General features: G+C 36.4%; 2 protein-coding genes. Both read left to right on the top strand.

The window, feature by feature from the left end:
- Nucleotides 1-108: 108 nt before the first annotated feature.
- The gene (locus AC1UFB_RS16985; protein ID WP_025911694.1) at nucleotides 109-750 is read left to right on the top strand and encodes a class I SAM-dependent DNA methyltransferase; all 642 of its coding nucleotides are present in this window, start codon (nucleotides 109-111) and stop codon (nucleotides 748-750) included.
- 18 nt (nucleotides 751-768) lie between these two features.
- A complete protein-coding gene (gene mtnN / locus AC1UFB_RS16980; RefSeq protein ID WP_025911693.1) occupies nucleotides 769-1,464 on the top strand; it encodes a 5'-methylthioadenosine/S-adenosylhomocysteine nucleosidase in 696 nt (231 codons plus the stop codon).
- Nucleotides 1,465-1,634: the final 170 nt, after the last annotated feature.

The raw sequence follows: 1,634 nt of genomic DNA, 5'->3' as shown, positions 1-1,634 counted from the left end.
GAAAATTTAAACCATCGTGATCAAAAGTTGAAAAACGAAATGATTTTAGTTAGCTATGAATAATTCAGGCTTAGATAGTAACAAAATTAAACATGAGGGTGAGATAAGATGGGTAGAGAGTTTTTAAACATCTTTGAAAAGTGGGCAGAAAACTATGATTCGACTGTTGAAGGACATGATCAAGAATATGAAGAAGTTTTTCGAAACTATGAAGGTATTTTACAAGCAGTTGCAAATCGTTCATCGGGAAGCGTAATTGAGTTCGGTGTAGGAACCGGAAACTTAACGAAAAAGCTACTGGAAAAGAGTCTAGCAGTGACAGGAATTGAGCCTTCAAGTCCAATGCGAAAGCTTGCGGCAGGAAAGCTAGGTGAATCGGTTACTTTATCTGATGGTGACTTCTTAGCGTTTCCTGCCCCAAAAGAGAAGGTTGATACAATTGTTAGTACCTATGCTTTTCATCACTTAACAGATAAAGAAAAAGAGCTTGCGATTAGAAACTATAGCAACCTTCTACAAACAGATGGTAAAATAGTGTTTGCTGACACGATGTTTGAAACAAACGAGTCGTTTCAAGAAACAATTGAATATGCTAAGCAACATAAATTCTTTAACTTAGCGGAAGACTTAGAAAGAGAGTATTATACAACGATTCCAGTCTTAAAAAATCTTTTTGAACAAAATGGATTTGAAGCAACTTTTGAACGCTTCAATCATTTCGTTTGGATTGTGGAGGCAACGAAACAATAACAGAAAGAGGTTCGTATAATGAAAGTAGCAATCATTGGTGCTATGGAGGAAGAAGTAACGATTCTCCGAGACAAGGTAGAAAACAGAGAAGAAACAGTCATTGCAGGCTGCGAATATTCAACTGGTACAATCAATGAAATTGATGTAGTACTGTTAAAGTCAGGTATTGGAAAAGTAAATGCTGCATTATCAACAGCAATCTTACTGGAAAGATTTCAGCCTGACTATGTGATTAATACAGGGTCTGCTGGCGGCTTTCATCCAGATCTAAATGTTGGAGATGCAATTATTTCATCGGAAGTACGTCATCATGATGTTGATGTAACAGCATTTGGCTATGAGTACGGTCAAGTTCCAAATTTACCTGCTGCATATCAAGCTGATAAAAAACTTGTTGAGATTGCAGAACAAAGTGCACAAGAAGTAACGGATATGAAAGTAGCCAAAGGTTTAATTGCAACGGGTGATTCATTTATGAATGATCCAGTTCGCGTTGAGTTTGTAAGAAGCAAATTCCCAGAACTAATGGCAGCTGAAATGGAAGCTGCTGCAGTAGCTCAGGTTTGTCACCAGTTTAAAGTTCCTTTCGTTATCATTCGTGCATTATCTGATATTGCGGGTAAAGAATCAGATGTATCGTTTGATCAGTTCCTTGAAAAGGCAGCCGTAAACTCTACAAACTTAGTATTAAACTTTTTATCAAAATTAAAATAATAAATCTGTCCAATAGTACCAATACTGTTTTATAGTATTGGTACTATTGGGATTTAATTCATACTAAACAGATGAGTTAACTATAGATAGAAACTTTTACTAAAGAGCATTCCTGTTAGAAGGATTTTCGGGGACTTGAACAAAAAAGAGCCCTCTTGGTATGATACGGG

The organism is Priestia sp. KCTC 13724, assembly GCF_056820425.1.
This window is presented reverse-complemented; position numbering and strand designations above follow the sequence as displayed.